Origin of the sequence: Roseovarius sp. D0-M9, assembly GCF_037083805.1 — a bacterium.
Taxonomy (GTDB): domain Bacteria; phylum Pseudomonadota; class Alphaproteobacteria; order Rhodobacterales; family Rhodobacteraceae; genus Roseovarius.
In genome coordinates this window covers 23,112-29,331 of the sequence record NZ_JBAPKZ010000039.1, presented here as the reverse complement: position 1 = coordinate 29,331, position 6,220 = coordinate 23,112, and the positions used below count along the sequence as shown (strand labels likewise).

The following is a 6,220-nucleotide window of genomic DNA, read 5'->3' as shown; positions in this document are numbered from 1 at the left end:
GGTCGTCCTCCTGAAAGCTGCATGTTTGGCGTCGACAACCAAAACATACGGCGTTTCAGACGGTTACGCTACCTCCGCCGCCTTCTCATGAATTATCCGGGCTAACACGGCGCGCCGCCATTGCCAGCCGGCAAACGCGCTCTGCCCGGTATTGGCGTGGCGCGCAGCGACAGGATGGTCCAATTCAAGTGGTAGTTTTGGTCGCAGAACGGTGAGAATTTGTACCAAGACCGCGCCGCAGTAAACCTTGCTTTGAAACCCCGCTTCGCGCACCTTCAACGATGAACATTATTCTTGGAACGACCATTGGCGCGCACAAAGGCCAACCGAAAAAAGATCATTGAAGCAACCGGGTATGGAGCGGAAAGAATGCTGCATTTTGAGCGTTCAGAGTTTGACAAAAGACTGGCGGACACCCGCAAGCTCATGCAGCGGGACGGTCTCGATGCGCTCATCGTCTTTGCACAGGAAAGCCACTTCTATCTGACCGGGTTCGACACCAAGGGGTTCGTGTTCTTTCAATGCGCAGTCGTGACCGCCGATGACGCCCCGGTGACCTTGCTGACCCGGCGTCCCGATCTGGAACAGGCGCGGCGCACGTCGATCATCGAGGACATCCGCCTTTGGTATGATGCGCCGGGGGTCGATCCGACCTCGGAGTTGCAGGAAATCCTGACCGAAAAGGGGCTGAAGGGCGCGCGGGTTGGCGTTGAACTGCGCAGCTTTGGGCTTACCGGCGACAACCACGAATTGCTGCGCCAGCGCTTTACCGACTGGTGCACCTTGGTGGATGCGTCATATCTGGTGCGCGAATTGCGGCTGATCAAATCAGAGGCCGAAATCGCCTATGTTCGGCAGGCCGCCGAACTGGCCGATCAGTCACTGGAGGCGATGGTCGCCGCCTCAGGCCCCGGTGTATTCGAGGGGCGCATCGCCGCCGCCGGTATCGCGCCCATTCTGGAGGGTGGCGGTGACATGCCCCCATCCGGCCCGGTTCTGGGCTCGGGCGATCGGGCGCTGCTGGTGCGCAGCGCTTCGGGGTATCGGCACCTCGACGAAGAGGACCAGCTGACCATCGAACATGCGGGAAGTTACCGTCATTACTGTGCATGCCTGATGCGCACCTTGACCATCGGCGAGGCCGGAGCGGCGCATCGCGACATGTTCAGCGCGACCCGAGACGCGATGGCCGCCATGACCGACGCGGCGCGCGTCGGCAATACCATCGGCCAGATCGACGACGCACACCGCGCGACATTCGATGCTGCGGGCTACAACGCGGCGCGGATGTCGGCTTGCGGATACTCATTGGGCGCGACGTATGCCCCCTCTTGGATGGACGTCCCGCCGATGATCCATTCGGGCAACGACATGCCGATCCGCGCCGGCATGATCCTTTTCCTGCATGCGATCCTGATTGACGGGCCGCGTAATCTGGCCATGTCGGCGGGCTATACGATCCTGACGCGCGAGAGCGGCGCCCCCGAGGTCCTCAGCCGTCTGCCACTGGAGCTGATCAGCCGTTAGAGGGGTGGGCCGCCATCCTTCCGGTCCAGCCGGTCCCGCAGCCACGCCAACCCTATGGCTGCGGCCATCACCGGGCGGCGCGCGGCGTGAAACGGCAGCGGCCGCATGGGCGTCACGGGCAACGGAAACTCGACTGTGTTGCCCCGCATCACGGCCGCCGCCAGTGCCTTGCCGACAGCGGGGGCAATGGCAACGCCGCGACCACTGAAACCAATCACCGTCCAGATACCCGGTTCGGGGCGATGAACACGCAGCGCGCGCTCGGGCGTCAGATCGACCTGCCCGGCCCAGTGATATCGCACGGGTATATCGCCGATCTGCGGGAAATAATTGCGCATGGTTGCCTCGAGCCGCGCCAGATGCGCGGGTTTGATCCCCTCGCCCCCAGTGGCGCCGCGACCGCCAAAGACCAGCCGCCCCTCCTCGTTCAGACGGAAATAGAGCAGCAGGCGCTGGGTGTCGCTGACCACATGATCGCCAGGCAGAATCGAGGCCCGGATATCATCGGGCAGTGGCTCGGTGGCGATTTGAAGCGATTGCATTGGCAGAATGCTGCGCCTGAGCGCCGGCATCAAACCTCCTGAGTAAGCGCCTGTCGCCAGAACGATCTGGTCACAGCTCACGGCACCTCGCGGTGTGGTGATGCGCCAGCCATCAGCCGCGCGCTTGATCTTCTCAGCGGGGCTGCTGGCATGGATGCGCGCGCCGGCGCGCTGCGCCGCCTTCGCCATTCCGCGCGCGAGCGACATTGGATTGAGACCGCCACCCGTTGGATCGAGATAACCGGCCACGTAGTGATCGCAGCCAGTCAAGGCGGCGACCTCATCCCGCCCCAGCAAGCGCACATCGCGCCCGCGCGCCTGCCATTGCCGCGCTCTTTCCTTGATCGCGGGCAGCGCGGCCTGCGAATGCACGCCAAGGATCCAGCCGTCCCGGTAAAAGGCACACTCGATGTCATGACGCGCGATGAGGCCCGCGACAAGGTCGCCGCTGCCAGCGCCCAGGTCGGCCATGGCCCCGCCCAGTTCAGGGCCGTGGCGCGCCACCAGATCCTCGGGGTTGTCCTTGAAGCAGGGGATCAACTGCCCACCATTGCGGCCCGATGCGCCCCAGCCACAGCTCTGCGCTTCGAGCAGCACGGTATCGCGGCCCCCGTCGGCCAGATGCAGCGCGCAAGAGAGCCCGCAGAACCCGCCGCCGACGACAGCCACATCCGCGTGCGTCTCGCCTTCGAGCGGGGGCGCGTTCGGCGCGGGCTCCGCCGTGGCTTCCCAAAGCGAGCCGGTCGCGAGCGCGGGTTTCACCCCTCCGAGCCTTTCCTCAGGTAATCCCAGGCCGACAGCGCATGGGTGCGCACGACATGCAGGAATTCCTCGATATCCACATGCTCGTCATGCGAGCCCATGCCATGCGGATAAGGCCCGTAGACATAGGCGGGCACGCCGTGATGGCGCCAGAGGCGCGCATCGGTTCCGCCCAGACTGACAATGGGCGTGGGACGCGGCATGCCGAAGGTCTCCACGTTGTTCTGAATGATCCCCACCATCTCGTGGTGCGGGTCGCACCATGATGGCTCATCGCCGCCGATGACCTCCCATTCGACGCCCTGATGTCGTGCCGCGATCTTTTCGACATGGGGTAGCAGGTCGGATTTCGACATGCCCACCGGCAGGCGAAGATCTGCGGTAAAGCGGCACTCGGACGGGATCATGTTGGCCTTTTCACCGCCCTGAATGGTGCCGATGTTGAGCGTGACGCGTGACACCAGATCGCCCGCGCCCGCGCCCATCATCCGGTCCATCGCGCCGCGCCCCGCGTCCACGGCGCTGGCGACATTGTGGGGCGGGGCCCCTTCCAGTTCGGTCAACTCTTCGAGGTCATGCGCGACGGCCATGGCGATCTTGGTCGCGCTTTCGGTGATGTGGACATAGGCCCCATGCGCCCCGGCCGCGCGGGCGGTGAATTCGATCCAGAGAGGGCCACGCTCGCCGAAACGCACCGATTCCGGGCCTCCGGGCTCTCCATTCAAAAGGCAGTCACCATGCACCTCGGGGTGATGCTTCATGAGGTATCGTGCGCCCCAAGGGCCGAAAGTCTCTTCATCGGAAACGCAGGTGAGGGTCAGCTTGCCGGACAGGTCGGTCTGCAACCGGTTCAACAGGCAATAGGTGATGATCGAAGCCGTCGTGCCCGGTTTCATGTCGCAGGCGCCGCGCCCGTAGATCTTGCCATCCGCCTCCTCGGCGGCCCAAGGCTCGTGCGTCCAGCCTGCGTGGCTTTCCGGGACAGGGAAAACGTCGATATGTCCGTTCAGCACCAAATGCCGCTCCGCCCCGCCGCCGTCAAAGGACGCGACGATGTTGGGCATCTGGGGATGCGGGTCGATGGTCCGGTATTCGAGGCCCTGAGCATCGAGATAATCGCGCACAACCTGCGCTGCCTCCAGCGTGTCACCGGGCGGGTTGGGCGAACGGGCGCGCAAAAGTGCCTTGAGCAATCCGATGATCGCGTCACGCTCTTCGTCCAGCCATGCGAGGATCTGCTGGCGGCCCTGGTCGTGTGTGGATGTCATGATCGGCTCCGTTCTATCTGGTCGCGCAGGCGATACCACCACAAGATCAGGGGCAGCACCCAAGGGTTGCCCCGATACCCGGGGAAGGTCGGAAACCGCCCTTCGGCAAAGGCGCTTTCGCTGTTTCCCCGAAGCATCATCCGCGCCGTCTGAAACCCCATCCAGGTTTGCATCGCCACGCCGCTCCCCTGGCAGCCCAGCGCGTAGTGCACGCCCTCGTGTTCGCCCAGGTGCGGAAGGAAATCGAAGGTAAACGCCACATTGCCGTTCCAGCTGTGGCTGATGCGCACATCACCGAGCTGCGGCCAGACCCGCGTCATCACTTGGTGGAGACGGCGCGCGCTTTCTCGCGGATCCATCGCCGAAGTGCCCACGCGCCCGCCCCACAGCACCCGCTTGTGATCGGGCGACAGACGGAAATAATTCAGAACACGGCGCGTGTCGGCAAGGCCGCGCGCATGCGGAACCAGCTCTTGCGCCAGTTCGGGGGGGATTTCCTCGGTGGCGATGAGGAAACTGGCGACCGGCACCACCCTTTGGCGGAACCACGGTGCCTCGCGCCCGGTATAGCCATTGGTGCCCAGCATGACCTTACCTGCCCGAATGGTTCCGCGGTCCGTCTCGATCCGCCAGCCATCAGGTCCACGGGTCATGCCGGTCATATGGGTTTGCCCGTACAGCCTTGCGCCTGCCCGCTGTGCCGCACGCGCGAGCCCACAAACATATTTTGCCGGATGGATCGTCGCCGCGCCCTCGGCCACCTGCCCGCCGCGATAAAAATCGCTGCCGATTTCTTCGCGCTGGCGCTCGGGCGGAACCATGCGGACAGGCTGGCCAGTCAATTCCTCGGTCTGCTCGGCGCTGCGCGACAATGCATCGTAGTGTTTTTGCGTCCACGCACAGGAAAAACGCCCCACGCGCGCAAAATCGCAGTCGATCCCCTCGCGCTGGATCAGATCGTCGAGAAAGGGAAGCGTGCCGGCGGCCTCTTCCATGAGGCGCGTCGCGCGGTCCTTGCCCACCTCCTCGACCAGCCCGGCCTGAGCATGCTTCAGCCCGCCCGACACCAGCCCGCCGTTGCGAGAGCTGGCGCCCTGCCCTATCCGCTTGCTGTCGAGCACCGCACAGTCGGTTCCGCCTCTGGCCAGTTCAAGCGCGCAGGAAAGCCCCGCATACCCGCCGCCGACGATACACACGTCGACCCTCTGCGCGATCTCTTCGGGTCCGTCGATGCTTGGGCGCGCGGCGTCCCACCAATAGGGCTGCGGTTTGAAATCCGGGGTAAAAAGCCGATCGTCAGACATGTGTGCCCCCTACTTCTTGGATTGGAGAAGTTGGGACAAGGTCAGCATGAGAACCGAAAAGGCGATCAGCAAGGTCGATATGGCGGCAATGGTCGGATCAATCTCGTCGCGCAGCGCAAGAAACATCCGCCGAGTCAGCGTCGCCTTGTCGCCGCCCGCGATCAACAGCGCGATCACAACCTCATCGAGCGATATGATGAACGCCAGAAGCGCGCCGGACAGGACCGAGTTGCGGATCTGCGGCAGTGTCACGGTCAGGAACGCCCAAGGCCGCGAGGCCCCCATCGAACGGGCGACCATCTCCTGATTGAAGTCGAAGTTGTGCATCCCCGCAGTCACGGTGATCATGACCAGCGGAATGGCCAGGATCGTATGTGCCAGCACAAGCCCCGTAATGCTGGAGTTCAACCCGACCGGTGCGAAGGTCAGGAATATGCCGACCGCCAGCAGGATCAGCGGGATGATCATGGGCAGCGTGAGCAGCACGGTGAGGTATTTGCCCAAGCGCGCCTTGGTCGCGTGCAGCCCGTATGCCGCAAGCGTCCCCGTCGATGTCGCAAGGAGCATGGTCAAGGTCGCGACCTGAAAGGATACGGATGTCGCCTGTATCCATTCCGGCGAGTCCAGATAGGCACGATACCAGCGCAGCGACCACGATTCCGGTGGGAATTCGAGGTAGCGCGAGTCCGAAAAGCTCATCGGGACGACCAGCAGTGTCGGAGCGATCAGAAACACGATCACCAGGAAGCATAGCACATAAAGCCAAAGCCGCTGAAGATGCGTGACCTGCGTGTCAGTCGCGGGTTTCCTCAGCATG

The 6,220-nt window shown here is 63.7% G+C and carries 5 protein-coding genes; 1 reads left to right on the top strand and 4 read right to left on the bottom strand.

Going from position 1 to position 6,220, the window contains the following annotated elements:
• Positions 1-369 precede the first annotated feature (369 nt).
• The gene (locus tag V8352_RS18520; RefSeq protein ID WP_336425773.1) at positions 370-1,527 is read left to right on the top strand and encodes a M24 family metallopeptidase; all 1,158 of its coding nucleotides are present in this window, start codon (positions 370-372) and stop codon (positions 1,525-1,527) included.
• On the opposite strand, the gene V8352_RS18515 is transcribed toward V8352_RS18520, so the two are convergent.
• From V8352_RS18515 to V8352_RS18500, 4 genes are read right to left on the bottom strand one after another with little or no spacing between them, the layout of a single operon-like run.
• Complete coding sequence (locus V8352_RS18515; RefSeq protein WP_336425772.1) at positions 1,524-2,831, bottom strand: NAD(P)/FAD-dependent oxidoreductase; 1,308 nt, start codon at positions 2,829-2,831, stop codon at positions 1,524-1,526. The two genes, V8352_RS18520 and V8352_RS18515, sit on opposite strands and share 4 nt — an antisense overlap.
• Positions 2,828-4,099: a M20/M25/M40 family metallo-hydrolase gene (locus V8352_RS18510; protein ID WP_336425771.1), complete on the bottom strand. Its 1,272-nt coding sequence runs from the start codon at positions 4,097-4,099 to the stop codon at positions 2,828-2,830. The genes V8352_RS18515 and V8352_RS18510 overlap by 4 nt, the downstream gene beginning before the upstream one ends.
• Positions 4,096-5,403, bottom strand: coding sequence for an NAD(P)/FAD-dependent oxidoreductase (locus V8352_RS18505; RefSeq protein WP_336425770.1), 1,308 nt, complete (start codon positions 5,401-5,403; stop codon positions 4,096-4,098). Before V8352_RS18505 ends, V8352_RS18510 begins: the two co-directional genes overlap by 4 nt.
• A gap of 9 nt (positions 5,404-5,412) precedes the next feature.
• Positions 5,413-6,219 carry an ABC transporter permease gene (locus V8352_RS18500; RefSeq protein ID WP_336425769.1) on the bottom strand — a complete coding sequence of 269 codons (807 nt, stop codon included), beginning with the start codon at positions 6,217-6,219 and terminating at the stop codon, positions 5,413-5,415.
• Position 6,220: the final 1 nt, after the last annotated feature.

Coding starts and splice junctions, on each gene's coding strand:
- V8352_RS18510 (WP_336425771.1), bottom strand. CDS start 4,099: ATGACATCCACACACGACCAGGGCCGCCAGCAGATCCTCGCATGGCTG.
- V8352_RS18520 (WP_336425773.1), top strand. CDS start 370: ATGCTGCATTTTGAGCGTTCAGAGTTTGACAAAAGACTGGCGGACACC.
- V8352_RS18505 (WP_336425770.1), bottom strand. CDS start 5,403: ATGTCTGACGATCGGCTTTTTACCCCGGATTTCAAACCGCAGCCCTAT.
- V8352_RS18500 (WP_336425769.1), bottom strand. CDS start 6,219: ATGCTGAGGAAACCCGCGACTGACACGCAGGTCACGCATCTTCAGCGG.